Here is a 26,416-nt window from a genome sequence, read left to right on the forward strand (position 1 = left end):
TTTTGTTTATTCCGCGGCTTTCAGTGGAGATGTAGGCGGGTGACCCGGTTCGGCGTCCGGCTTGGCGTCTGATGCGCTGCCCTCGTTCCAAACAATCTCGGTCGCCTGCATTTTCTTCGCACTTTGGCCGATGGCCATATCCTGAGCGATCTGGCTGGATCGGCCTGCCGTCGCGCGCGCCAGTGCCTTACCCAGCCAAACGGCGTAAGTTGTGACCCACACCCGCAGCGCCAGGAACGATGGGGTTACGATCAGCGTCAGTACTGTGGCGGTACCAAGGCCAAAGACTACGGCGGTTGCCAGCTGCTTCCACCAAAGCGCGGTTGGGCTGTCGATTGAATAGCCACCGCCGATGAAATCCAGCGACAGGCCGAACATCATCGGGGTCAAGCCGGCCATAGTCGTGAGCGTGGTCAATAGAACCGGACGGATACGCGCCTCGGCCGTGCGAACGATGGCATCAATACGCGACATGTAACCACTGTATTCCTGATAGGTGTCGATCAACACGATATTGTTGTTCACCACGATCCCCGCCAGCGCAACGATCCCGGTCCCGGTCATGATGATCGAGAACGGTTGTTGCATTACCATCATTCCCAGCAACACACCCGTTGTGGACAGGACGACGGCCAGCAAAACCAGCACAGAGTTGTAGAACGAGTTGAACTGCGCCAGCAGGATCACGAACATCAGGCCCAAGGCAGCCAGAAATGCGCTGGACAGGAACGCCTGACTTTCTGCCTGATCTTCCTGATCACCGGTCCATTCCCATGCAATGGTGCGCGCGAATGGGTCGGTTTCCAGCCATTCGGTCAACACTGCGATCCGTTCGTTAGGATTGATCAGCGCAAAACGGGCGTCGCCGCTATCGATTGCTGAACGCAGTTCGCCCACGTTCTCGGCGCCCGTCAGTTGCACAAGCTCGAATTCGGTCCCATCCGCATTGGAGATCGTGGTCCCGGCTGCAGTTTCACCTTCAGCGATCGCACGAACGGTCGCCAGTCGCTGTTCGGCACCGTCCGGGCTGGTGGAGACAATCTTGCTGAGGCCCGGTTCGACATCCGCCTTTACATCGTAATACCGCTGTTGATCCACGCGGTTGATCTCGGCCAGTTTGGCCACGGGTTGGCGGGTGACGAAGTTCGACAGAGGGATCAACCCATCTGGTGTGCGGACTTTGAGCGTATCCAATGTCGACAAAACGCGATCCTGATCAGGAAGGCGTACACGGATTTCAACTTCTTCGTCGGTAGACTCCGGGCGCATCTCACCCAACAGGATGCCACGCGTCACAAGCTGCACCATTGCACCAACGGTGGCGACATCCGCGCCGAACCGGCCCGCCTTGGCCACGTCGACATCGATCTGCCAGTCGATGCCGGGCAGGGGCAGGGTGTCTTCGATCTTGATCAGACCGGGGGTATTATCAAAGGCCTCGCGTGCCGTAAGCGTTGCGGCTGTCAAATCCTCCCAGCCTTCGCCCTTGATCCGTAGGTGAACGGGTTTGGCAGAGGCAGGACCTTGCTCGAGCGCCAAAATTTCAACCACAAATCCGGGGATCTTCGCCAATTCGGCGTTCAGTTCATCCAGTACGAAATCACCATCATATTCCGGGGCAACCACGTGCCGGTCGAACAGACCCCAGGCAATGGGTTCCGACACGTTTGGCCGGTCTTCCCATGGAATGATCTCAAACTGAACGCGACCCACGGTATCCGCCGGGGCAGAGGCACCACCATTGTTTTGATCCAAGCCACCTTGACCCGCAAAAGCGAATACGTTGATCACCGCCGGATGGGCACTGATCACCCGCTCGGCCTCAAGAACCATTTCGTCCTTTTCTATCAGAGACAAGTTTCCTCGCGCCCGGACATAGGCAGTGGCCTGTTCCGGTTCGCTCTCGACAAAGAACTCCACCCCGCGAGCGTTCTGAGGGAAAAGGATGAACGCGATCCAGAAGACAAGCGCAAAGACGACCGCAATGGACACCACTGGCATGACCGGATTGCCGACCAGAAACTTGATGACATAACCAAAGGGCGTGTGCTCTTTCGTGGTATGCACATGTTCATCCGGGGCGCGTTCGATCTTGGCAGCACTCAGCGTGACCGAGCCTGCGAAGGCGCCGAACATAAACATGAGCGCCCCGACGAGCGAGCCGCCGGGCAGAAGGTAATCGGGGTTCAGGATCTGCATCGCACCAAGGAAAATCAGGTACAGCGACGGCGGCACCAGAAGCACCCGTAGCCACCATGGGGTCCGCACCCGCAGCCAGTTCGAGCTGCGTTCGAAGTTTCGACTCATCCGACCGGATACACCGCCCATGACAGGCAGATAGATCAGTGCAACGATCAGCGAGGCCGACAAAACAAAGATCAGCGTGACCGGCAGCATCCCCATGAACTCGCCCGGAATGCCAGGCCAGAACAGCATTGGCAGGAACGCACAGAGTGTCGTTGCGGTCGATGAGACGATGGGCCAGAACATACGCTGCGCAGCTTCCACATAGGCGTGCATCGGGCCGACGCCCTCTTTGATGCGCTTATCGGCGAATTCGACCACAACGATTGCACCATCGACGAGCATACCCACCGCCAGGATTAATCCGAACATCACAATGTTCGAAATGCTGATCCCCATCACGGCAAGGAAGGCAAAGCACAGAAGGAACGAGGTTGGGATCGCAAAGCCCACCAACAATGCCGCCCGTGTCCCCAACGAAGCCAGGACCACGATCATCACCAGTGCAATCGCGGTCAGCACCGACCCTTCAAGCTGGCTGACCATGGAGCCCACAATACGGCTTTGATCGTTCGAAGTGCCAACATCGACCGCAGCCTGAAGCTCGGGCGGCCATTTGGTCTGCGCATCTGCCACGGTAGTTTTAACCAGCGCAACAGTATCGATCAGATTAAAGCCCTTACGCTTTACGACTTGTAGCGCCACGGTGGCTTCGCCGTTGAAGCGGGCGGTCCCTTCGCGATCCTCAAAGGTATAGTTGATCTCGGCCAACTCACCCAGCGTCACGACCCGATCACCGTTCACCTTGACGGGCAGGCCATAGACGTCCTGCGCGGTCTTGAAGGACGATGGGATCTTGACCGAGAATGTGCCCTGAGCGGTTTCAACCTCACCAGCGGCGATCAGCTGGTTGTTGTTTCTGACCACATTGATCAGTTCATCGGCTGTCACATTATAGGCTTCCAACCGCAGCGGATCGATCACGACCTCAAGCATTTCATCGCGGTTACCGGCGATACCGGCCTCAAGTACCGAATCCAGCGACTCCAGATCGTCCTGCAGGTCTTTGGCTATGCGCGCCATCGTGCGCTCTGGTACCGGGCCAGTCAGGTTGACGATGACGATAGGGAATTCCGAGAAGTTAATCTCGGTCAACGTATATTGCTCGGCCCCATCGGGGAAATCTGCCTGGGCGCTATTCATGGCATCGCGCACATCGGCGGTGATTGCTGTCTTGTCCCAACCGAAATCAAATTCAAGCGCTATACCGGCATAGCCTTCGGCGGCGGTGGCCGTCATTTCCTTGAGACCATCAAGGTCCGCCAGTTCGGTTTCCATCGGCTTGATCAGAAGATTCTCGGAATCTTCTGCCGAAATACCGGGAAAGGAAACCGAGACAAAAAGCATCGGAATTTCGATATCCGGCTCACCCTCCTTTGGCAGCCCGACATAGGCGAACCCGCCAATAACCAGCGAGATCGCGATGAAGGCCAGAACCATTCTGGCGCGGCCAGCGGCCCAACTGACGATACCCGTCATTGCGATGCTTCCCTATACGTCGGCGCGACCGTGACGCCCCGGGTCACGAATTCTTGCCCGATCACGATAACATCCGCTGTCTCCGGCAGGCCACCGACCCAAACGCCGTCGGCCGTATCGCGCAGCAGGCGGATCGGAACAAAATCAACCACATTGTCAGTAATGACAGTGCGAACGCCCAGCTCACCTTCATTGTTCAGGGTCAGCGCAGATTGCGGCAGCAAATGTGCTTTAACTCCTTCGGCGGCGATCTGAATGTTGGCGGTCTGGCCATCGCGGATCAGCAGCTCAGGGTTGGGAACGGTGATTTCGACCTCGAAGGTTCGGGTGGTTTCGTCAGCAGAACGGCTGAGGAAAGTCACGCGCCCTTCGACCTGTAAACCCGTCACCAGCTGCGCCGACGCCATAGAGCCGACGATGATGCGGTTCACCTCGGTTTCGGGTACGAAACCAACCAGCTTGATTGGGTCAAGCTGAATGACGGTTGCGCATAGTGATCCCGGCTGCATCAGGCTGCCCAATTCGGCGGTATCACTTTCCAACAATCCTTTGAACGGAGCTTCAATTGTAAGGCGATCCAACTCGCGTTGTGCTGCTTCGACCGCTGCTGTGGCGGCCTGAATGCCTGCTTGCGTTGCTTCCAAACCCGCCTCGCCGGATTTAATTCCAGCCTTGGCAGTGCTCATCTCAGCTTCGCTTGAAATACGGCGTGTTTCCGATCCGAAGCCGGTTTCAGACAGCTTGCGGGCTGCCTTCAAATTGATTTCTGCCTCAGCGAGACGGGCATGCGCTTCTTCGATGCGAGCCTCGGCTTCGGGAACGCGGCTTTCTGCTTCAAGCTTTGCAGCCATCGCTTCGGCCAGGCTTGCGGGGCGGGTTCCAGGGTCAAGTTCGCACAGCAGATCGCCCGCCTCGACAAATGCCCCCTTGCGCTTTGGCTCGGATACAACGGTTGAAATTGTCTCGGCCAGAACTTCGACTTGACGGTTTGCCTTGGTCTGACCCCGCAATTGAACCGCGCTGCCGATCTCGCGCGAGGTCGAACGGAGCACGACAACACCAATCGAATCTGGCGCTGGTTCTGATTCTGATACTTCGGTCACGGTATCAGTCGGCTCATCTCCGCGACCGGCAAACGCAAATAGCGCATCGCGTTCAAACACAAGGAAATACAATGCAATAATCACCAAAACGGCGTTAACGAGTGAAATCAATCGCATGCGGGACATTCTCCAGATCTGTTCACGCGTCGGGCTGTGGCCTTTGTGCCTTGAAATAGGGGCAGAGCCATAGCTTTTCCATACTGAACTGAATAGTTCGGTTTGGTTTTTTACGCAAGTGTCACGCCTGTCTTGGCAAATGTGTGAATTCGGGCACTTGGCTTGGCCCGTACGCCGGGGTATGACATGGCGCTAGAAAACCGGACTCTTAAGCCTGGGGGCAGGAATGAGCGACGTCGAAAGTTTTATTGATGAGGTCACCGAAGAGGTGCGCCGCGATCGCATGTACCTGCTGCTGCGCCGCTGGGGCTGGGTTGGTGTTGTCGCTGTCGTAGCGATTGTCGGGGGGGCGGCGTTCAACGAATACCGCAAAGCCCGCGATACCAATCAGGCCCAGGCGCTGGGCGATGCGATTCTGTCAGCATTGGCCGAAAATGAATCAGCCCAACGGGCCAGCAGCCTGCAAGCTGTTGATGCCTCATCCGTCGGAGGCGATGCGGTTTTGAACATGTTGCTGTCTGCCTCGCAGACCGATGCAGGGTCCCGGCAGGATGCCGTGAACAGCCTAAACGCGATCGCCACGCAGGGGGATTTGCCTGAAATCTACCGCGCGATTGCAAGTTTCAAGGCCTTGTTGCTACAAACCGATACGATGCCGGTCGCAGATCGCCGCCAGCAGTTTGAAGCGCTCGCGATACCTGGCGCGCCTTTGCGACTGCTCGCCGAGGAACAGCTGGCCCTAATTGATGTAGCCGAAGGAAATACGCAGGCCGCTCTGGATCGGCTGCAGGCTTTGCGCCAGGACGCTGAGGCCAGCGTCGATCTGCAGCAGCGCGCGGCACAGCTTATCATAGCGCTTGGGGGTGAGCCCGAGCCTGTCGCAACTCAGCAGGGTTAACGCGGCAGCGAAACGGAACATCACAGGCGAGTTTGTAGAATATGGTAGCACGTTATTTCTCACGCTTTGGATTGCCCGCTGCGGCGGTTGCCCTGACCGCATTAGGCGCTTGTCAGGAGCCTGAAATCATCCTCCCCGGTGAGCGTGAGGATATTCGCGCCGTTGAAGACAACGAAATTGTGGAAACGCGTGGTGCCAAGCCGATCAGCCTTCCGGCGCAAAGCCGTAATGCAAGCTGGTCACAAAGTCCGGGTACGCCAAACTTCCGTACCACCAACGCGGCATTGAATGCTACTCCGCAGCGTGTCTGGTCCGCGAATATCGGGTCTGGTGATAGCCGGAAACAGCGGATCACAGCAGACCCGGTTGTTGCTGGCGGATTGATCTTCACGCTGGATTCCGGCGCGACTGTATCTGCGGTGACGCCGCAGGGGCAGGTCGCCTGGAGCACCAATTTGATTCCGCCGAATGAAAAGGACGCCGACGCCACGGGCGGCGGCCTCGCTTATGCGGATGGGGTGCTGTACGTTTCCTCCGGTTTTGGTCGCCTGACGGCTTTGGACGCAAAGACAGGCGCGCAGAAATGGCAGAAACGTCTGAACGCAACCGGCAGCGGTGCACCATTGGTCAGTGGCGGAATACTCTATCTGGTGGCAGGGGATGAAACCGGCTGGGCCGTAAATACCAAGGATGGTCGTATTATCTGGCAGATCGACGGTACGCCGAGCGTGGGTAACGTGCTGGGCGCGCCTGCTCCGGTCATTGCCTCTGATCTGTCGGTCTTTGCCTTTGGATCGGGTGATGTTGCAGCCACCTTCCGCCAGGGTGGTATCCTGCGCTGGAACGCATCGGTGGCCGGTGGACGCCGAGGCCGCGCGGCAGCTCAGATCGTGGACGTGACTGCAGGGCCGATGGTATCCGGCAATTCGGTACTTATCGGCAATCATTCGGGTCGCACGGTTTCCTTCGATTCTGGTTCGGGTGAGCGGAACTGGACCGCGCTGGAAGGTGCCGTCGACACGGTTTGGCCAGCAGGAAACAGTGTCTTCCTGATCAGCGACCGTAGTCAGTTGGTGCGCTTGGATGCTGCAGATGGCTCGATCATCTGGGCGATTGACTTGCCGGGCTTCGTTAAGAACAAGCCGGGCCGTCGTGGTCCTATCTTTGCCCACTATGGCCCGATCTTGGCCGGTGGAAGGTTGGTTGTTGCCTCGAACGACGGCTATCTGCGCTTCTTCAACCCCGTTGATGGGGCTTTGGTGCATCAGATCGACGTGCCGGGTGGTGCAACCACCGCACCTGTTGTGGCGGGTCAGACACTGTATGTCGTGTCGACGAAGGGCGAATTGCACGCTTTCCGTTGACGGCAAGATGCGCTAAAGGGCGCATCTTGAGTCTTGAAAGTTGAATATCATGTCGCTGACCCTCGCCATCGTGGGGCGCCCGAATGTGGGCAAATCCACCCTGTTCAATCGCCTCGTGGGCAAACGTCTGGCCTTGGTCGACGACCAGCCCGGCGTGACACGCGACCTGCGCGAAGGCGAAGGACGTCTGGGCGACTTGCGCTTTACCGTTATTGATACGGCGGGTCTTGAGGACGCAACCGATGACAGCCTGCAGGGTCGGATGCGTCGTTTGACCGAGCGCGCAGTGGACATGGCGGATGTCTGTCTGTTCATGATTGACGCGCGCGTCGGGCTGACCCCCACGGATGAGATGTTCGCTGAGATCCTGCGCAAACGCTCGAAACACGTGATCCTTGCTGCAAACAAAGCCGAGGGCAACGCAGCTGATGCAGGCGTGCTTGAAGCTTACAACCTCGGACTGGGTGAACCGGTCCGTTTGTCAGGTGAGCATGGCGAAGGGATGACCGACCTTTATGCACATCTGATGCCGTTGGCCGATGCCGCTGACGAGCAAGCGGTCGACCATACTCCTGAAACCAACATTGAATTGGATGAGGATGGCGAGGGCGAAACACCCCTGATCACTGCTGCCAAACCACTGCAGGTCGCCGTTGTCGGGCGGCCGAATGCGGGTAAGTCGACCTTGATCAATAAGATCGTAGGCGAAGAACGCCTGCTGACCGGCCCCGAGGCCGGAATTACACGCGATGCAATCAGCCTGCGGCTCGATTGGGCCGACCCCGAGGGTGGAAGCACACCGATGCGGATATTCGATACTGCCGGGATGCGAAAAAAGGCCAAAGTGCAGGAGAAGCTTGAGAAACTGTCGGTCTCTGACGGCCTGCGTGCGGTGAAGTTTGCCGAGGTCGTCGTGGTCCTGTTGGATGCAGCCATCCCGTTCGAGCAACAGGATTTGCGCATTGCTGATCTGGCCGAACGTGAGGGCCGCGCTGTGGTTGTCGCGGTGAACAAATGGGACATAGAAGACGACAAACAGGAAAAACTGCGCGACCTGAAAGAATCGTTTGAGCGTCTGCTACCTCAGTTGCGCGGTGCGCCACTGATAACGGTGTCGGCCAAAACGGGTCGCGGGCTAGAGCGTCTGCGCGCCGCCATCCTGCGTGCCCATGATGTCTGGAACCGCCGCGTCCCGACAGCGGCGCTGAACCGCTGGCTGATCTCGATGCTAGAGCAGCACCCACCGCCCGCGCCGCAGGGCCGCCGGATCAAGCTGCGCTATATGACCCAGGCCAAGACCCGCCCGCCGGGCTTTGTGGTCATGTGCTCGCATCCCGACAAAATGCCCGAAAGCTACAGCCGCTATCTGGTCAACGGTCTGCGCGAAGATTTCGATATGCCCGGCACTCCGATCCGGCTGACGCTGCGCGGGCAGGGGGACAAGAACCCCTACAAAGGGCGGCGCAAGAAAAACGCGGGCGCGTTAGCCAAGCATCTCAAGGGCCGCGCGTAACTGCGCCAATTTTAAGCGTTTTCACTCAGGGGGCGTGACAGTCCCCGCGCATCACGTTAGCATTCAATCGCGTGCATTTGTTTTCGCACGCGCTGCTTGTTTGCGGGGATTCCGCACTTAATTTTGGTACTGCAATTAACCGGACCACCCTGGGGAGCGGGCGTGATGGACCTGAGAGAATATACAAGACAATACGCTGTGCAGGACAACCGTCTTGCCGCACTCAGCTATTTCGGAACATTTGCGGCCTACTTCGCATCGCTGGCATTGGCGATCACCTTTGTCGACCGCTGGTATATCATGATCCCTGCGGGGATCGTTTTTGCTTTCTCCGCCGTACGTCTTTACGTGCTGCAGCATGATTGCGGGCATCATTCGCTGTTTGAGACGCGCACCCAGAATGAATGGGCCGGTCATGGGCTGTCGCCGTTTACCTTCGCGCCGTTTGAGGTGATGAAACAGAATCACAATCTGCATCATTCTGGCATCGGCAATCTTGAGCATCGTGAGACCGGCGAAATCCACACGATGACGGTGCGCGAATGGAACGAGGCTGACTGGAAAACGCGATTGTTTTACAGGCTTTACCGAAACCCCTTCATTCTGGTGCCGGTCGGTGCGCTGTTCACCTATTTCATCCGTTATCGCTGGCCCAAAAACACGGTTCGGTTTGGTGTTATGGGCGTGTTGCTGCACAACCTCTCAATCATTGTGTTCCTCGGGCTGCTCTATCTGATTGCAGGTAGTACGGGCATTCTGGTCTGGTTGGTGTTCTCGTTGCTGGGTGGGATGCTGGGTGTGTTTCTAGTGTATTTGCAGCATAATTTCGAAGATACCTATTGGGATCGTCGGCCCGATCTGGACCCGAAGCTGGCAGCGTTGGACGGATCGTCGGCCTTGGATTTTGGCTGGTGGTTTGACAATGCGGTGGCGTGCATCACATTGCACGATATTCACCATTTCAACGCGCGTATCCCGTCTTACCGGCTGCGGGCATGCCACTATAACCTTCCACCCGAATACACGCCGCGTCGGATCAAGTTTCCCGAAGCCGTGGCGGCGCTGAACCTGAAACTCTGGGATGAAGAAGCCAAAAGGCTTGTCCCATTTCCCAACCGAACCGCCGACCATCGCCTGGCCGAAAGCGGGTAGACCTAAATCTCGATAAAATGCTCTTGCTGACGTGTGTGTGTACATGATTGGCAGGAGACAACGAAAGGAACCAAAATGACCGCAGTTACCGATGTGCGTGGTGTAGGAAAAGTGCTGGCACAGGCGCTAAGCGCCAAGGGCTACAAAACGGCCGAGGCCATGGCCATGGCCAGCCCCGAAGACCTGTCCGCGATCCCTCGCATCGGTACAGCACGCGCTGCGCGGCTGATTGCAGCTGCAGCGAAAGAGGTGGCCAACGCCAAATCGAAACCGGCTGCAGCTAAGCCCGCGGGACCGGCGAAAACCAGAATACCAGCAACGCGGCAATCTGCGATACGCCGAGCAACAGCAAAGAGCAATGCGGCCGCAACAAAGGCCAAGGCTGATCGAAAGGCGGCAGAGGAACGCGCTGCGGCGGAACAGGCTGCGGCTGAAGCGAAGGCTAAGAAGAAGGCGAAAGCCAAAGCCAAGGCCGAGAAAGCCGCCAAGAAGAAATCCGAAATGGAGGCGGCATTTTCCAAGGCCAAAGAGAAGGTCAAGGAAAAGTCCAAAAAGGGCAAGAAAGACAAGAAGTCCAAAAAAGACGCCAAGAAGTCGGATGACAAGAAGAAGTCCGGCAAGACGTCTGGAAAGAAGAAGGATAAGAAAAAGGCGAAGAAAAAGTAATTTTCTCCGCCTTGCGTGATCAGATACCGGCGCCCGTTTGCGCTGGTTTTATAATGCCAGTGTGCCGTCGGTCTGAAGGGTCAGCTTGCCCCCCAGATAAGGTGCCAGCACTTCGGGCAGGGTGACCGTCCCGTCCGCGTTCTGACCGTTTTCAAGCACCGCGATCAGGCAGCGGCCAACGGCTAGACCCGAGCCATTCAATGTATGGACATATTCCGGTTTGCCACCGGCCTCAGGGCGGAAGCGTGCATTCATGCGGCGGGCCTGGAAATCACCGGTTGTCGAGACCGAGCTGATCTCGCGATAGGTGTCCTGACCGGGTAGCCATGCCTCGATGTCATAGGTGCGGCGCGCCCCGAATCCCATGTCGCCGGTGCACAGGATGACGGTGCGATAGGGGATACCAAGCTGTTCCAGCAAGTCTTCCGCACAACGCAACATGCGTTTCTGCTCTTCATCCGATTTGTCAGGATGCGTGACCGAAACCATCTCGACCTTTTCAAACTGGTGCTGTCGCAGCATTCCGGCGGTGTCCTTACCTGCGCTACCGGCCTCGGACCGGAAGCAGACGGTGTGGGCCGTCATGCGAATGGGCAGGGCGCTTTCGTTCAGAATATCGCTAGAAACCGAATAGGTCAGCGTGACCTCGGATGTCGGAATCAACCACCAGCCGTTGGTGGTCTGATAGCTATCTTCGCCGAACTTCGGAAGCTTGTCCGTGCCGTACATCGCCTCGTCGCGTACCAGCACCGGTGTCTGCATTTCGGTCAGGTTGTTTTTGTCGACATGCGTGTCGAGCATGAATTGCGCCAAGGCTCGATGAACGCGAGCTATGCCTTTGCTGAGGTTCACAAAACGGCTGCCGCTGGTCTTCGCGGCGGTTTCGAAATCCATCGCGGCTGCAACGGCGGGGATGTCAAAGTGCTCTTTCGGGGCAAAATCGAAATTACGCGGAGAGCCCCAGCGATTTACCTCGACATTGTCATCTTCGCCTGCCCCCTGGGGGACATCGTCGGCGGGCAAGTTAGCGATGCGGGCCAGCTGATCAGCCAGCAAAGCGTCCAGATCTTTGGCCTCGGTCTGCATCCGGGCGACTTCAGCCTTTTTCTCGGCCACAAGCGCACGGAGGCGTTCGAACTCAGCCTCATCCCCGCGCGCCTTGGCGGCACCCACTTCCTTGGAGAGCTTGTTCTGTTCGGCCTGCGCCGTCTCGGCCGCCAATATCTTGGCCCGGCGGCTTTCGTCGAGCCTCAGCAGGTCTGACGACACCGGCGCGTCCCCGCGGCGCGCAAGAGCGGCGTCGAAGGCGGCAGGGTTTTCGCGAATGGCGCGGATGTCGTGCATGGTTCAGATCCTTAAATGCGTGAATCACTGAAACCGCTTATGCACCATCTGATTGGCAGGGTGTAGCGCCGGTTACGACTTATCGGCATCCTCGTGTATTTCATGTGCCAGATGGCCATCCCAGGCCTCTGCCGGGATTTTTGGTTCGGGTGGATCAGCCATGTAAGACGGTGTCATGATCTGCACATTGTTTTCGTTGAAGACGTCTACGATGTTTCGATGCAGATCGGATCTGATCTTGGGGATGCTGCTGCCCCGCGTGGTGTACCCATTGATCTGATAGTTGATCGCATAATCCGCCAAGGCGGTCCAAAGCACGAATGGCTCTGGCTTGGCCTTGATGCCCTTTGTGCGATGGGCCGCCTCGATCAGCATCGCCTCAACTTTTTCCGAGGGCTCCTCATAGCCAATTCCAACTGTTGTGTGCAGCAAAAGCCCGCTGCCATCAGTTTTCTTCGAGAAATTCACCACATCCGAGTTCATCAACTGGGCGTTGGGAATCGAGATCAATTCGTTCTTGATCGATTTCAGATGGGTTTCCATCAGTTTGATCCGCACCACATCGCCAATGTGGTCGCCGATCTGGATGCGGTCTCCAATCGAAGTCGACCGGCGGTAAATGACAAATAATCCGGCCAACATGTTTGATACGACCGAATTCGCACCCAGCGAAAGCATTGCACCAACCAGAATGGTCAATCCCTGGAATGCCGCTGAATCCGATCCCGGAATATAGGGAACCGCAAAGACAAGTGCGATCAGAACCACAACCACGCGGGCGATATTGAAGGTCGGGTTGACCCAGTGTTTTTCAAAATCGCCCAGATCGAACGTTCCCGCTTCGACTGCGTCAAAAAACACCCGCATTCCTTTGATAACATACAGGGTAATCCACGCGATAAGCCCCAGCATGATCAAGTTCGGAATATAGCTGATAACCCCTTTGGCAATCTGCAACACCGGTTGCGTCAGATAAGTCAGCAACAGCTGGGCGAAATACCGGGTTTCGGCAAAGGCCAGCAATACAAAGGACAGGAAGTAGTAGAAACCCAGGAAAAAGACCGCCAGCAACACGAAATTCAGACCGTATCGGATTAGTGCGGCGATGGCTTCGGCTTGCACGCTTTTGGCCGTGGCGGTCTCAACATCTTTTAGATAGCGCTGAACAAAAACGAGTGTGCGGCGTCTGATCCGTCGGTGCAGCCATAAAATGACGACGACGAACAATGCAAAACCCAGCGTCCACCCAAGCGCCTCGATCGCACCTGAAACGCGGGCTTGTTCGGTGCGGTTCGCGCGATATCCCTCGATGGATTGTTTAATAGCGTCGCCGTGCAAGACGCTGATCACATTCAGATCCATTTGCTCAAGCTCGGCATCGGCATCGGTCACGATCGATACTTGAACGCCGTCAGCGTAAATCCTGATGCCAAACTCAGAGTCTTCGAAGGTTATGGAAACCTCGGTGGCATCAGAGGCTTCGGCCACTTCGACGATCTTATCTTGTACGTTTTCAGCCCGTTCAGGCGCGGGCAGGGCGCTGGACCCTCGCAGATGAAACAGCGTGTCGCCGTCCACGATGACCGGAGCCTTGAAAGCCTCTGACTCAGTTTCGTCCACAATAGGCGCGTCGTCCGGGGTATTTTGGCCTGTCACTGGCAGCGCCAGCGCGCACAGCCAAACAGCAGCAAGGATCACGCGGACAAACGTGCCAAGGGTCTGGATTGATTGAATCATTGGGCCTCCTACGGGACGACTATATCCGACTGGCCCGGGCTGCCTAGAACATATCTGCAACGTCCCGCTACAAACCTTTTGGTCTGATGGGCGAATTGGGAATGCGGTTGCTTGCAAACGCTGGAACCAAAGCATAGGTTCCCGCCAACTTTGCAGAGCTCTCTGCATTATCAGAACAAAGGAATGTATCATGGACGGTGGCGCAATTGCCCAGTTTCTCCCGCTAATCCTGATTTTCGGGATTATGTATTTTCTGCTGATCCGCCCACAACAGAAAAAAATGAAGCAACATCAGGCGATGGTCGATGCCGTGCGCCGGGGTGATCAGGTTGTCACGCAGGGTGGACTGATCGGCAAAGTGTCCAAAGTCAAGGAAGGCGACAACGAGATCGAGGTCGAGATCGCCGAGGGCGTCAAGGTTCGCGTGGTCAAATCCACCATTGCTCAGGTTCTGAACAAGACCGAACCAGCAAAGTAACTTCGCGCGACAATTCCTTGAAAAGGCAGAGTAATGCTGCAAATTGATTCCTGGAAACGGGTCCTGGTCTGGTCGGTCTGCGTGATCGGCCTGCTGTTGGCCCTGCCGAATGCGTTTTACACTCGTGTCGAGCAATCCAACGATGCCAAGGCCGCCATTGAGCTTGGCATTGATACGCCTGAGATGCAGGCCGAGGCTGCGCAATGGCCGAACTGGCTGCCTTCGTCCCTAGTGAATCTGGGCCTTGATTTGCGCGGTGGGGCGCATTTGCTGGCCGAGGTTGAAGTCGGCGATGTTTACGAATCCCGGATGGAGGCGATGTGGCCCGAAATCCGCGATGCCTTGCGGGATGAGCGTGCCACGGTGGGCACGATCCGCCGACAGGACTCTGCCCCTGATGAGATTCGCCTTCGGATCAGCCAGCCCGAGGGAATGGCGCGCGCGCTGGAAGTGGTGCGTGGTTTGGCGCGGCAGGTTCAGACGCTGACCGGGGTCGGGGCCACCGATATCGAAGCGCGTGCCGAAGGCGACACGATCGTCGTGCAGCTGTCCGAGGCTGAAAAACTGGCTTCGGATGACCGTACTGTTCGACAGTCGCTGGAAATCATTCGCCGCCGCATCGATGAAGTAGGCACCCGGGAGCCGACGATCCAGCGCCAAGGCGCGGACCGCATTCTGATTCAGGTGCCCGGTATCGGCAGTGCCGGGGAACTGAAAGAGATCATCGGGACGACCGCCCAGTTGACGTTCAACCCGGTGGTGGGACGCGGCACTGATCCGGACGCCGTTCCTGGTGTGGGTGAAGAAATTGTTCCATCGATTGATGAGGGCGGGGTACACTACACTCTGGAATCAGCACCTGTCGTAACCGGAGAAGAACTGGTCGATGCGCAACCCGCGTTCGATCAGAACGGACGCCCTGCGGTTAGCTTCAGGTTCAACACATCAGGCGCACGTAAATTCGGGGATTACACTCTTGAAAACATCGGCGCGCCGTTCGCCATCGTTCTGGATGACGAGGTAATCTCGGCCCCTGTGATTCAAAGCCATATTCCTGGCGGATCAGGTATCATCACCGGTAACTTTACGGTTGAGGAAAGCACCAATCTGGCTGTTCTTCTGCGCGCGGGTGCATTGCCTGCAGGGCTCGAATTCCTGGAAGAACGCACCATCGGCCCGGAACTGGGGCAGGACAGTATCGACGCGGGCAAGGTTGCCACCATTGTAGCCTTCGTTGCTGTTTTGGTCTTTATGGCACTCAGCTATGGCTTGTTCGGTATCTTTGCCAATATCGCGCTGATCATAAACGTGGGACTGCTGTTTGGTCTGCTCTCATTGATCGGTGCCACGCTGACCTTGCCGGGTATTGCAGGCATCGTGTTGACCGTGGGCATGGCGGTCGACGCCAATGTGCTGATTTTCGAACGAATCCGCGAAGAGCTAAAATCTGCAAAAGGCCCGGCGCGCGCAATCGAGCTGGGCTATGAAAAGGCGCTGTCGGCCATTCTGGACGCGAACGTGACCACCTTCATTACGGCTGTGATCCTGTTCGCCATGGGCAGTGGCCCTGTGCGCGGCTTCTCCATTACACTTGGTCTGGGCATTCTGACCTCGGTCTTCACCGCGATCTTCGTGACGCGTCTGATGATCGTGATGTGGTTCGAACGTCGCCGCCCGAAAACGATCGAGGTTTGACATGAGACTGAAACTCGTACCGCAGAACACCTCTTTCGATTTCTTCAGCCGCTGGAAGGTCTGGCTGGGTATTTCGGGTCTGATGATGGTGATCGCCTTTACCTCTTTCATGCTGCAGGGGCTAAACTTTGGCATCGACTTCCGCGGTGGCACCACGATCCGGACGCAAAGCGCGCAAGAGATCGATGTGGGTGCATATCGCGACGCCATCGCTCCGCTGGAACTTGGGGATGTGACCATCACCGAGATTTTCGATCCGACATTCGGCGATGACGAAAACGTCGCGATGATCCGAATCCAGGCACAAGACGATGCCGAGGCTGTTTCGGCCGCGATTGTCACATCTGTCGAAGAGGCGTTGACAGTGACCGCACCGGATATCCAGTTTGTTTCGGTCGAATCCGTGGGCCCCAAAGTCTCGGGTGAGTTGATCCAGACTGCTGTAATCGCCGTTGCCTTGGCTATCGGCGCTGTGCTTGTCTACATCTGGCTCAGGTTTGAATGGCAGTTTGCGCTCGGGGCCGTGGCCGCGCTGGTACATGACGTCATCCTGACCATTGGCATCTTCTCAGAGCTGCAAATCCGCTTCGACTTGGCCATTATTGCGGCGCTGCTGACCATCGTCGGGTACTCGTTGAACGACACCGTGGTCGTGTTCGACCGGGTTCGCGAGAACTTGCGGAAATACAAAAAGAAAGACCTCAAAGAGGTTTTGAACATCTCGATCAACGAAACGCTCAGTCGGACGGTAATGACCTCGGTCACCACGTTACTGGCGCTGATCTCGCTCTATGTTCTGGGCGGGGACGTGATCCGCGGGTTCGTCTTCGCGATGATCTGGGGCGTGATCGTGGGAACTTATTCTTCTGTCTTCGTGGCTTCGACAATCCTGCTGTGGTTGGGGGTCAAGCGCGACTGGTCCAAGCCGTCGAATACGGCGGGCAACCAGTTTGCCAACATCGATGCCTGAGTATTTCGGCCAGACCTCAACCGGTCTGGCCGTACTCATATTTGCCGCTTTAATCGGTGGTATCGTGCGCGGTTTTTCCGGCTTTGGCACGGCCCTGATCTTCTTACCCATTGCCAGTCCGTATCTTGGACCTTTTGGTGCCATCATCGCCCTGACGGTCATGGATATCTTTGGCCCGATTCCCAATTTGCGTCGCGCCTGGGCAGTCGTCGACAAAGCGGATTTGACGCGCCTCTTGTTCGGTTGCGCACTGATCCTACCAGTCGGATTATGGCTCTTGACCCGTACGCAACCCGACGTGTTTCGTTATCTGGTCAGTTTGATCTCATTGTCGATGCTGGTCGTTTTGATCCTCGGCCTGCGTTATCGAGGTCGGGTCTCACGCAGCATGGTCACTACGATCGGTGGGGCAGCGGGGCTGCTGGGCGGCGTGGCTGGCATACCGGGGCCAGCCGTGATCCTGTTTTACATGTCACGCCCATTGCCGGTCGAGATTGTCCGCGCAACGATCCTGCTGTTCCTGTTTGCATTCGATTTGCTGATCCTGGGGTATCTCGGCGGTATGGGTCGTCTTTCGATGGCAAGTATCGGATTGGGGCTGGCGCTTGTGCTCCCCAACATGGCAGGCAACTGGCTGGGGGGCTGGATGTTCCGGCCTGAACAAGAAAAGCTCTATCGTTTCGCGGCTTACTTGGTGATCGCAACAGCGGCCTTGTCGGGCCTGCCGCTTTGGGGCTAGAACCCAGCCATGCGCCTGAACGAGATTACATATACCAACGCCCAACCCGTTGATGGCTATGGTCCCGGTTTCTTTCGGATCGGGGGGCAGGTTTACGATGGTACGATCGTGACTGGTCCCACCGGGACATCTGCATGGGGCGGATATTCCGACGTCGATGCGCTGCTGGTCCTGTCCAAACACATTGATGTTTTGTTCATTGGCACGGGTAAAGACCTGATCCATATCCCGGCCGATCTGCGAGATGCGCTGGAAGGGGCGGGACTGGGCGTCGAAATCATGAACTCTCCAGCGGCGTGCCGTACTTACAATGTGCTTCTCTCAGAGGGTCGCCGCGTCGCACTGGCGCTGATCCCGGTCTGAGGATCCACTTTTCATCTTGCTAAGAATATCCCGGAGTGCTGACGTTAGTGCACTGTTTGTTTGAATGCCAACGACGGCGAGACTGGCCCTTCACTCAAATATCGACACACGCCGATGCACCGGCTCTGCGGCAATTCCGACCTTTTGCCCACACGCACAATCCGCTAAGCGGGCTTTATGACTTTGATTGTGACCGATCTGTCAATCGCCCGCGGTGGCGTTCCCGTGCTCGAAGGGCTGAGCTTCTCGCTTGGGGCTGGGCAGGCCTTGATCCTGCGGGGGCCGAATGGGATCGGGAAAACTACATTGCTGCGTACGCTGGCGGGCTTGCAGCCCCCGCTGATGGGGCAGATTGAAGGGGCCGAAGACCAGATTGCGTATGCATCCCACTCCGATGGGCTGAAACCGACCTTGACCGTGGCTGAAAACCTCAATTTCTGGGCGTCTGTTTTTGGAACCCATGATATCCAGCGCGCCCTTGATGCTTTTGAACTGAACGAGCTGGCGGATCGTCACGCTGGCAATCTCTCGGCGGGTCAGAAACGCAGGCTCGGGCTGGCTCGGATGCTGGTCACAGGGCGCCCGATTTGGATGCTGGACGAGCCGACGGTCTCGCTGGATCGTCACGCGGTGCAGATGTTTGCGGATGCGGTGCGCGCGCATTTGGGGCAGGGTGGGTCAGCCTTGATTGCAACCCATATCGACCTTGGACTGGACGGAGAGGTTCTGGATGTTGGCCCCAACAAGGCCAAACCCAAACCCATCGACGACTTCGACGGAGGATTCCTGTGATCGCCCTGTTGCTGCGTGATCTGAAACTCGCCTTTCGCGCAGGGGGCGGATTCGGACTAGGATTGGCATTCTTCCTGATCGTAACCGTACTTGTGCCTTTCTCTGTGGGGCCGCAATCCTCGTTGCTTACGACCATCGCACCCGGCGTTCTGTGGCTTGGCGCGCTTTTGGCGTGCCTCCTTTCGCTCGACCGTTTGTTGGCACTGGATTGGGAGGACGGTTCGCTCGATCTACTCGCGACCGCCCCTCTACCGCTGGAAGCGGTCGTCACGATCAAGGCGTTGGCCCATTGGTTGACCACGGGCTTGCCTTTGGTATTGGCCGCCCCGTTTCTGGGCGTGTTGCTGAACCTGCCTGTGCCCGGCTTCTCGTGGCTCGTGATATCATTACTGCTCGGCACCCCGGCGATGAGTGTTATTGGCACCTTCGGCGCAGCCCTGACTGTTGGCCTGAAACGCGGCGGCTTGCTGCTGTCGTTGCTGGTCCTGCCGCTTTATGTCCCAACCCTGATCTTCGGAGCCGAGGTCGCCCGGCGCGGGGCCACGGGAATGGAAACCCAAACCCCGTTGCTGATGCTGGCTGGTATCACTGCCGCCACGGTTGCGCTTTTGCCTTTTGCCAGCGCCGCTGTCCTGCGCATCAATCTTAGGTGACCAGAACAAAGATTGACCGAGGTCAATTGAGAACCGTGCCGACTCGGACTAGATAGGGCTCATGACAATCGCCGCTAAAGCCAACTCCTTATGGGAATATGCCAATCCGCGTAAGTTTCTCGCGACCAGCGAACGCGTTCTCCCGTTCTTCTGGATCAGCGCAGGCCTTTGCCTTGTCATAGGTTTGACTTGGGGATTCTTCTTTACACCTGATGACTACAAGCAAGGTTCGACCGTCAAGATCATCTACCTGCATGTGCCTGCCGCGCTCATGGCGGTCAATTGCTGGCTTATGATGTTGGCGACCTCGCTTGTCTGGCTGGTTCGCCGCCACCACGTCAGTGCGCTGGCAGCCCGCGCTGCAGCGCCTATTGGCATCGTGATGACGCTGATCGCGCTGGCCACCGGAGCGATATGGGGTCAACCCATGTGGGGTACATGGTGGGCCTGGGATCCGCGTTTGACCTCGTTTTTAATTCTGTTCCTGTTCTATCTGGGCTATGTCGCCCTGTGGGAAGCGATAGAAGATCCGGACACAGCGGCTGATTTGACCTCGGTTCTGTGCCTTGTGGGTTCGGTCTTTGCAATCCTTAGCCGATACGCCGTGAATTTCTGGAATCAAGGTCTTCATCAGGGGGCTTCTGTTATGCGCGCAGGGGCGGTTACCGGTACGGATACCGAAGAAAAGGTCAGCAATATCTATTTCTATCCGCTGCTCCTTTGCATCATCGGTTTCGTATTGCTGTTCATCGCGTTGGTTTTCTACCGTACCGGCACGGAAATTCGCGCCCGCCGGATCAAGGCGCTGTTGGCGCGGGAAAGGGTGAACGGATGATCCCTGATCTTGGTAAATATGCCGACACAGTGCTGTGGTCATACGTTGTTTCCATTGGTCTGTTGATTGCTCTGGTCGCCTTCAGCGTGATCCGGGGCCGCAAGATGCGGGCGGAGATGGAGAAGGTCGAACAGAGGATGTCGCGCAATGGCTAAAATCTCGCCCTTGATGATTGCGCCTCCGCTGATCTTCGGTGCATTCGCCGTATTGGCGGGCATTGGCATGTTCCGTGATGATCCCAACGCTTTACCCTCGGCGCGCGAAGGTCAGCCTGCGCCGCCGGTTGTACTGACCGAGTTCGCAGGCAAACCGGGTTTCAATGACACCACTCTGCGCGATGGGGAGGTCAAGCTGGTCAATTATTGGGCTAGTTGGTGTGCGCCGTGCCGCGTCGAACATCCCAACCTGCAGGCGCTGTCGGATGAGGGTATCCCGGTTTATGGGATCAACTACAAAGATAAACTGGACAACGCCGAAGCGTTCTTGACTGAACTGGGCGATCCGTACGCCGGTATCGGTCGGGATGAACAGGGTCGTATGGGATTGGACTGGGGCGTTTACGGCGTACCTGAAACCTATGTGATCGACGGCGAGGGCACGATTATCTTGCGGTGGGCTGGGCCGATTACACAGCGGGTGATCGACAGCACGATCCGTCCCGCGCTTGAGAAAGCCGCAGGCGGTTCATAAGCGATAGCCACCGGTGACGGCCAGAACCTCACCAGTAATGAACGACGCGGCATCAGATGCAAGAAACCTGACCGCCTTGGCGATATCCTCGGGCTGTCCTGGCCGACCCAGCGCCGTGTCGTTGACAAACAGCGCCGTCAGCTCCTCTGACCGGGGCGCTTCGGGAATATTGATTGCCCCCGGTGCTACCGCATTAACGCGTATTCCGTCTGGCCCAAGCTCTTTAGCCATGGCTCGGGTCCAGAGGTTCAAGGCCGCCTTGCTTGCGCCATAGGTCACCGCATCCCGGGGCGGCAGGACCGCGTTCATAGATGAGATGCTGATGATCGAGGCATCGCGTTTCAGATATGGCAGTGCGGCTGTCAGCAAGGCCGCAGGTGCCAACAGGTTCAGGTCCAGAATGGCCTGGTGATCTTTCGCCTGAAATTCTTCTTTGGGCGTAGACCGCACTAACCCAGCGTTGTTCACGATCACGTCGAGGCGTCCAAATCGTTCCATCACCTTCGCAATCACCGCCGCAGGCTGGTTCGGCACGGCCAGGTCAGAGCGTATCGCCAGAACATCCTCGCCCAAAATATCCGGCGCAGGCTCGGTGGAAAGCCATGTAAAGGCCACCCGATGATCCCGGCTGAGGTCTTCGACAATGGCCCGACCAATCCCGCGCGCCCCCCCGGTTACCAATATCACTTTGTCCATCATCGCCTCCTTTGCACACCAGACCCGGTATGCAAGGCGAATTCAATGACTTCCGTTCAAATAGTACCCTCAAGCTCGCGATGGTGCTGCGCCAAAAGAAAAGGCGCCTATAGGCGCCCTTTCCAACCTGCCAACCGACGAAACCTTAGCTTGCGTGCGCCAGATTCCGCAGCACGTATTGCAGAACACCGCCGTTTTCGATGTACTCGATCTCGGGCGCGGTATCGATGCGGCACTTCAAGGTGATCGTTTTCTTGGTACCGTCGCCGTAAGCGATCGTGCACGGTACTTCCTGCAGCGGTTCAATCGTGTCCAACCCGTCGATCGAGACGGTTTCGTCACCGTTCAGGCCCAACGTCTTGCGCGTATCGCCACCAGTGAACTCAAACGGGATGACACCCATGCCAACCAGATTCGAGCGGTGGATACGCTCAAAGCTTTCGGCGATCACGGCCTTGACGCCCAGCAGCGCTGTGCCCTTAGCCGCCCAGTCACGAGACGAACCCGCACCGTATTGTTTGCCACCAAAGACAACGAGCGGTGTGCCATCGGCCTGATAGGCCATCGAGGCGTCGTAGATCGAGGTCTGCGCGCCATCGGGGCCTTTCGTGTAACCGCCTTCGACGCTGTCCAGCATCTCGTTCTTGATGCGGATATTGGCGAATGTGCCGCGCATCATAACCTCGTGGTTGCCACGGCGTGATCCGTACGAGTTGAACTCACGCGGCTGTACCTGCCGCTCGATCAGATATTTCCCGGCGGGCGTGGTTGTTGCGAAGGACCCGGCAGGTGAAATGTGGTCGGTTGTGACCATATCACCGAGAATGGCCAGAACCTTGGCGCCGTTGATATTTGAGATCGTACCAGGTTCGTGCCCCATACCCTGAAAATAGGGTGGGTTCTGAATATAGGTCGATGCTGGCGGCCAGTCATAGGTTTCGGCATCCGTGGTTTCGACCGCTTGCCACTTTTCGTCGCCTTTGAAGACGTCGGCATATTTCGATTGAAACGCCTCGCGGGTCACGGTTTCCTGAACCAGATCGGCGATTTCCTTTTGGGTCGGCCAGAGGTCTTTCATGAAGACATCGTTTCCGTCCTTGTCCTTGCCAATCGGCTCGGACGTCAGGTCGATATCCATGGTGCCCGCCAGCGCGTAAACGACAACCAGCGGCGGTGAGGCCAGATAGTTGGCGCGGACATCGGGTGAGATCCGGCCCTCGAAGTTGCGGTTACCCGACAGCACCGATGTCGCGACCAGATCGCCCTCGGATATTGCTTCGCTGATTTCTCTTTGGATCGGACCAGAGTTACCGATACAGGTGGTGCAGCCATAGCCGACAAGGTTAAAGCCGATGGCGTCCAAATGCTCTTGCAGGCCAGCGGCCTCAAGATACTCGGACACCACCTGCGAGCCAGGAGCCAGAGACGTTTTGACCCAAGGCTGACGGTTTAGGCCCAACTCATGCGCTTTTTTCGCCACCAAACCCGCGCCGATCATCACATAGGGGTTCGACGTGTTCGTGCAGGACGTGATCGAGGCGATCACGACCTTGCCGGACTCCATCCCGTAGTTTTCGCCTTTGACTTCTATCTGTTTGCCCATCGGGCGCTTGAAAGTTTCGGCCATCTCCTTGGTGAAAGCGGTTTTGGCGTCGGTCAGCGCAACATAGTCTTGCGGACGTTTAGGCCCCGAGATCGCGGGAACGATGGTCCCCATGTCAAGGCTAAGGGTATCTGTGTAGATCGGTGCGTAATTTTCATCCCGCCAGAACCCGTTTTCTTTGGCATAGGCTTCGACCAGCGCGATACGGTCTTCATCACGGCCGGTATTGCGCATGTAACGCAGGGTTTCGCCATCGATGGGGAAGAAACCACAGGTCGCACCGTATTCGGGTGCCATGTTGGCGATGGTTGCGCGGTCGGCCAGCGGCAAACGATCCAGTCCTTTGCCGTAGAATTCGACAAATTTGCCGACGACGCCTTTTGCGCGCAGCAACTCGACGACCTTTAGAACAAGGTCGGTACCCGTCGTGCCTTCGACCATTTCCCCGGTCAGTTCAAAGCCGACCACCTCGGGGATCAACATCGAGATTGGCTGGCCCAACATCGCGGCCTCGGCCTCGATCCCGCCGACACCCCAGCCCAGAACGGCCATACCGTTGACCATGGTGGTATGGCTGTCGGTGCCGACAAGCGTATCGGGGTAGGCGACTTCTTCTCCGCTCTGGTCTGTATCAGTCCAGACGGTTTGGGCCAGGTACTCTAGGTTCACCTGATGGCAGATACCGGTGCCGGGGGGCACAACGCGGAAATTGTTGAACGCGCCCTGACCCCATTTTAGGAATTGGTAACGCTCCATATTGCGTTCATATTCGCGGTCGACGTTCATCTGGAACGCGCGCGGGTTGCCGAACTCGTCGATCATGACCGAATGGTCGATGACCAGATCGACGGGGTTCAGCGGATTGATCTTCTGGGCATCCCCGCCAAGTGCCTTGATGCCATCCCGCATTGCTGCAAGATCAACAACGGCCGGAACGCCGGTGAAATCCTGCATCAAAACGCGGGCAGGGCGGTATGCGATCTCACGCGGGTTCTTACCGCCTTTCACGCCCCATTCGGCAAATGCCTTGATGTCGTCCACCGAGACGGAAAACCCGTCATCCTCGAACCTCAGCATGTTTTCCAACACCACTTTCAGTGCGGCAGGAAGATTCGAGAAATCACCCAAACCCGCCTCTTGCGCTGCTGGAATCGAATAGTAGGAAATGGATTTGCCATTCACGTTCAGGCTGCGGCGTGTCTTGGCGGTGTCCTGTCCGACCTTGATGGGCATCTATGGCCTCCCTCTCAAAAGACTTGGATTACGGGATTCGCTTATGGATATCTGTACTACCGGAACCGCCTGTTCAAGGTCCAAGGCGTTACATATTGCAAGTTTTGTATACCATCGCACACATTATTGAAGCGCTCAGGATAAGCTGTTTCAAGAAACCTTGATTGGAGATTTAGCCAATTCCGGTCTAACTCTGCTGTGTATCCGCAAATACCCGAGAGACAAAATGCTCAGATCAGCCGCCGCAATCGCGTTCCTTTCACTTTTCCTAACAGCCTCGGCTAAGGCTCAGGAAAACCCTGTTGTGGTAGAGTTGTTTACCTCGCAAGGGTGTTCGTCCTGCCCGCCAGCGGATCGGATCATGCATGAACTGGCCAAACGCGATGACGTGATCGGACTGGCGTTGCATGTGGACTACTGGGACTACATCGGATGGAAAGACGAGTATGCCGATCCCGACCACACGGCCCGTCAGAGGGCATATGCGCGCGAAGGTGGCCGGACGATGATCTACACACCGCAGATGGTCGTGAACGGGCAGCAGGATGTGGTGGGGGCCAAGTCGCTTGAACTGAACCAGCTGATCGACGCGCACCTGACTGCGCCCCCCGAAGCCGAGGTAAGCGCCACACGCGTGGCCAACGAAGTAGCTGTGAATGTCGTCCCTGTCGCCTTGCCCAAGGATGAAACATACGAACTGCGGATAGTGCAGTATTCGCCGATGCGCCATGCCTCAATCCGGCGCGGGGAGCTGGCAGGGCATGAACTGGATTATGCGAACGTGGTCGAGAACTGGCAAGTCGCCGGTCACTGGGATGGCCAGACGCCGCAGAATTTTACCGCGACACTGTCATCGGATCTGCCGGCCGTTGTGCTGATCCAACGCGCCGGGCATGGTCCGATTGTGGCTGCGGCGCGGGTTGAGTGACTACAACGCTTTCGCTTAAAACATACATATCGCTTTTCGCGCTCGATTGAATCGAGAGAGCGCGAACAATCGATCCAACCTAATCCGAGGACGCCTTAAGGCATATCCTTGGGCTGAACCCCCAATCCTCGCCAGGCTTTCCAACGGCGATGTATCCAGAACCATTGACCCATATGCTGACGGACCATCGCTTCGAGGTCATCATTGGTGAACTGTGTCATCGTCTTGGCATCAGAATGTGGGACAGGGTCGTGCAGTACGATCTCAAAATCGATGCCGTTAGGTTGACGAACCGCGTAGCAAGGGATCAGTACGGCCTTGTATTTGATTGCAAGTTCCGCATTCAGCACTGAGGTCACGGCGGGCTTGCCGAAAAAGGTCAGCTCCTCCCCGCCATGGGCATGCAGATCGGATACAATGGCGATGATGCCTCCGTTCTTGAGGGAGCGGACCATCTCGACCATCCCCCGGCGGCCCTGTTCGAACATCGGCGATCCGGTCTGGTGGAACGCTTTGACATACATGTCGTTGAAGTACGGATTTGCCATGCGGCGGTAGAGACAGCCAATGGGCTGACCACAACGGGCCTGCAGCGCGACCCGGGCAGCCAGGTAATGCCCGAAATGCGCCGTGATCATCATCACCGGACGCCCTTCGGCCACCGCGGTGTCAAATGCTTTGACACCCGGGCCCGACACTTTGGCCTGGCTTTGCCGATCAATGAATCCGTCCGCCGAGAAGTGTTCCATGATCGCCCGCCCGGCATTGTCAGGCACAGCGCGGCAAATGCTTTTGATCTCATCCTCGGGCAGGTCAGGGCAGGTGAGTTTCAGATTGCGGCGTACTCGGGTCTGGAATCCTACAACGGGTGCCAGCCAGCGCACAATCGTACCCATCGCCGCGATCCGACGTTCATATGGCAAAAGACGCATGCCGCCGATCACGCCGGTCAGAAACAGGTTGGCGACATAGTATTTTCCAAGCTCAAATCGGCTCAGTTCCGACTTTTCGATGGGCATGGGGAAGGACACCTGAGTGTTGTGAACTGCGCGGCAAGACATACA

Annotated in this window: 23 protein-coding genes; 16 read left to right on the top strand and 7 right to left on the bottom strand. The window is 57.1% G+C overall.

Annotated features, from left to right (window positions below; all coding sequences use genetic code 11):
• Positions 1-6 precede the first annotated feature (6 nt).
• Complete coding sequence (locus Q1B46_RS02910) at positions 7-3,783, bottom strand: efflux RND transporter permease subunit (protein WP_299944532.1); 3,777 nt, start codon at positions 3,781-3,783, stop codon at positions 7-9.
• Positions 3,780-5,003, bottom strand: a complete 1,224-nt coding sequence (locus tag Q1B46_RS02915) for an efflux RND transporter periplasmic adaptor subunit (protein ID WP_299944534.1) — start codon at positions 5,001-5,003, stop codon at positions 3,780-3,782. Before Q1B46_RS02915 ends, Q1B46_RS02910 begins: the two co-directional genes overlap by 4 nt.
• Positions 5,004-5,229: 226 nt before the next feature.
• On the opposite strand from Q1B46_RS02915, the gene Q1B46_RS02920 reads away from it, so the two are divergent.
• From Q1B46_RS02920 to Q1B46_RS02940, 5 genes are all read left to right on the top strand, one after another.
• Positions 5,230-5,901, top strand: a complete 672-nt coding sequence (locus Q1B46_RS02920) for a hypothetical protein (RefSeq protein WP_299944536.1) — start codon at positions 5,230-5,232, stop codon at positions 5,899-5,901.
• Between the two features lie 41 nt (positions 5,902-5,942).
• On the top strand, positions 5,943-7,265 hold the full coding sequence (locus Q1B46_RS02925) for a PQQ-like beta-propeller repeat protein (RefSeq protein ID WP_299944537.1): 1,323 nt from the start codon (positions 5,943-5,945) through the stop codon (positions 7,263-7,265).
• Positions 7,266-7,314: 49 nt separating this feature from the next.
• Complete coding sequence (der, locus tag Q1B46_RS02930; protein WP_299944539.1) at positions 7,315-8,778, top strand: ribosome biogenesis GTPase Der; 1,464 nt, start codon at positions 7,315-7,317, stop codon at positions 8,776-8,778.
• A 165-nt stretch (positions 8,779-8,943) separates the two neighbouring features.
• Positions 8,944-9,930 carry a fatty acid desaturase gene (locus Q1B46_RS02935; RefSeq protein ID WP_299944541.1) on the top strand — a complete coding sequence of 329 codons (987 nt, stop codon included), beginning with the start codon at positions 8,944-8,946 and terminating at the stop codon, positions 9,928-9,930.
• 75 nt (positions 9,931-10,005) lie between these two features.
• Positions 10,006-10,596, top strand: a complete 591-nt coding sequence (locus Q1B46_RS02940) for a helix-hairpin-helix domain-containing protein (protein WP_299944543.1) — start codon at positions 10,006-10,008, stop codon at positions 10,594-10,596.
• A 48-nt stretch (positions 10,597-10,644) separates the two neighbouring features.
• Here Q1B46_RS02940 and serS read toward each other — a convergent pair whose 3' ends face one another.
• The gene (serS, locus tag Q1B46_RS02945) at positions 10,645-11,940 is read right to left on the bottom strand and encodes a serine--tRNA ligase (RefSeq protein ID WP_299944545.1); all 1,296 of its coding nucleotides are present in this window, start codon (positions 11,938-11,940) and stop codon (positions 10,645-10,647) included.
• A 72-nt stretch (positions 11,941-12,012) separates the two neighbouring features.
• Positions 12,013-13,677: a mechanosensitive ion channel domain-containing protein gene (locus Q1B46_RS02950; protein WP_299944547.1), complete on the bottom strand. Its 1,665-nt coding sequence runs from the start codon at positions 13,675-13,677 to the stop codon at positions 12,013-12,015.
• A gap of 190 nt (positions 13,678-13,867) precedes the next feature.
• On the opposite strand from Q1B46_RS02950, the gene yajC reads away from it, so the two are divergent.
• From yajC to Q1B46_RS03000, 10 genes are all read left to right on the top strand, one after another.
• Positions 13,868-14,155: a preprotein translocase subunit YajC gene (gene yajC, locus Q1B46_RS02955; RefSeq protein ID WP_299659796.1), complete on the top strand. Its 288-nt coding sequence runs from the start codon at positions 13,868-13,870 to the stop codon at positions 14,153-14,155.
• A 33-nt stretch (positions 14,156-14,188) separates the two neighbouring features.
• Complete coding sequence (gene secD / locus Q1B46_RS02960) at positions 14,189-15,850, top strand: protein translocase subunit SecD (RefSeq protein WP_299944549.1); 1,662 nt, start codon at positions 14,189-14,191, stop codon at positions 15,848-15,850.
• 1 nt (position 15,851) lies between these two features.
• Positions 15,852-16,820 carry a protein translocase subunit SecF gene (secF, locus tag Q1B46_RS02965; protein WP_299944551.1) on the top strand — a complete coding sequence of 323 codons (969 nt, stop codon included), beginning with the start codon at positions 15,852-15,854 and terminating at the stop codon, positions 16,818-16,820.
• Complete coding sequence (locus tag Q1B46_RS02970) at positions 16,813-17,559, top strand: TSUP family transporter (RefSeq protein WP_299944552.1); 747 nt, start codon at positions 16,813-16,815, stop codon at positions 17,557-17,559. The genes secF and Q1B46_RS02970 overlap by 8 nt, the downstream gene beginning before the upstream one ends.
• 9 nt (positions 17,560-17,568) lie before the next feature.
• Entirely contained in the window at positions 17,569-17,922 is a 354-nt protein-coding gene (locus tag Q1B46_RS02975; protein ID WP_299944554.1) for an Mth938-like domain-containing protein, read from the top strand.
• 177 nt (positions 17,923-18,099) lie between these two features.
• Positions 18,100-18,714 (top strand): heme ABC exporter ATP-binding protein CcmA, encoded by a 615-nt coding sequence (gene ccmA / locus Q1B46_RS02980; protein WP_299944556.1) that lies wholly within the window; start codon positions 18,100-18,102, stop codon positions 18,712-18,714.
• A complete protein-coding gene (gene ccmB / locus Q1B46_RS02985) occupies positions 18,711-19,367 on the top strand; it encodes a heme exporter protein CcmB (protein WP_299944558.1) in 657 nt (218 codons plus the stop codon). Before ccmA ends, ccmB begins: the two co-directional genes overlap by 4 nt.
• Before the next feature lie 61 nt (positions 19,368-19,428).
• Complete coding sequence (locus Q1B46_RS02990) at positions 19,429-20,202, top strand: heme ABC transporter permease (RefSeq protein WP_299944560.1); 774 nt, start codon at positions 19,429-19,431, stop codon at positions 20,200-20,202.
• Positions 20,199-20,357: a heme exporter protein CcmD gene (ccmD, locus tag Q1B46_RS02995; protein ID WP_299659813.1), complete on the top strand. Its 159-nt coding sequence runs from the start codon at positions 20,199-20,201 to the stop codon at positions 20,355-20,357. The genes Q1B46_RS02990 and ccmD overlap by 4 nt, the downstream gene beginning before the upstream one ends.
• Complete coding sequence (locus Q1B46_RS03000) at positions 20,350-20,892, top strand: DsbE family thiol:disulfide interchange protein (RefSeq protein ID WP_299944563.1); 543 nt, start codon at positions 20,350-20,352, stop codon at positions 20,890-20,892. The genes ccmD and Q1B46_RS03000 overlap by 8 nt, the downstream gene beginning before the upstream one ends.
• Here the strand turns inward: Q1B46_RS03000 and Q1B46_RS03005 are convergent.
• Both Q1B46_RS03005 and acnA read right to left on the bottom strand, forming a co-directional pair.
• Positions 20,887-21,588, bottom strand: coding sequence for an SDR family oxidoreductase (locus tag Q1B46_RS03005; protein WP_299944565.1), 702 nt, complete (start codon positions 21,586-21,588; stop codon positions 20,887-20,889). The genes Q1B46_RS03000 and Q1B46_RS03005 overlap by 6 nt on opposite strands.
• A gap of 145 nt (positions 21,589-21,733) precedes the next feature.
• A complete protein-coding gene (gene acnA / locus Q1B46_RS03010) occupies positions 21,734-24,424 on the bottom strand; it encodes an aconitate hydratase AcnA (RefSeq protein WP_299944567.1) in 2,691 nt (896 codons plus the stop codon).
• A gap of 226 nt (positions 24,425-24,650) precedes the next feature.
• Here acnA and Q1B46_RS03015 point away from each other — a divergent pair, with 226 nt between their 5' ends.
• Entirely contained in the window at positions 24,651-25,352 is a 702-nt protein-coding gene (locus tag Q1B46_RS03015) for a thioredoxin family protein (RefSeq protein ID WP_299944569.1), read from the top strand.
• A 95-nt stretch (positions 25,353-25,447) separates the two neighbouring features.
• Here Q1B46_RS03015 and Q1B46_RS03020 read toward each other — a convergent pair whose 3' ends face one another.
• Positions 25,448-26,371 carry a lysophospholipid acyltransferase family protein gene (locus Q1B46_RS03020; protein WP_299944571.1) on the bottom strand — a complete coding sequence of 308 codons (924 nt, stop codon included), beginning with the start codon at positions 26,369-26,371 and terminating at the stop codon, positions 25,448-25,450.
• Between the last annotated feature and the right edge of the window lie 45 nt (positions 26,372-26,416).

The organism is uncultured Ruegeria sp. (assembly GCF_947500045.1).
Classification (GTDB): Bacteria; Pseudomonadota; Alphaproteobacteria; order Rhodobacterales; family Rhodobacteraceae; genus Ruegeria.